Source organism: Chryseobacterium sp. SIMBA_038, assembly GCF_046535115.1.
Lineage (GTDB): Bacteria > Bacteroidota > Bacteroidia > Flavobacteriales > Weeksellaceae > Chryseobacterium.
In genome coordinates, this window is record NZ_JAWRXH010000340.1 from 1 (window position 1) to 249 (window position 249).

1 protein-coding gene is annotated in these 249 nt (G+C 30.9%); it reads right to left on the bottom strand.

The features are described from left to right. Positions 1–249, bottom strand: a 249-nt coding sequence (locus SB689_RS23805; RefSeq protein ID WP_410694503.1) for a hypothetical protein, incomplete at both ends; no start/stop codon positions are given.

Below are 249 nucleotides of genomic sequence, written 5' to 3' on the forward strand. Positions count from 1 at the left end.
CTGATTCAAAATACTCACAAACTGCGATACCAATTTCTTTGGAAAGGCTTTTGCTGAATTTATTTGATTCAATATAATTTTCTTTTGCATAACTAAAATCCTGATAATTAAACGCTACATCGCCTAAATTTGCATGTATGATCGCTTTATCTTTGATTCCATGTCCATCTTTGTTAAGCAACTCAATTAATAGCTTTCTAGCTTCTTCGTAAGGTATATCTTTATTTGAGGCTTTTAATAAAATGCCTG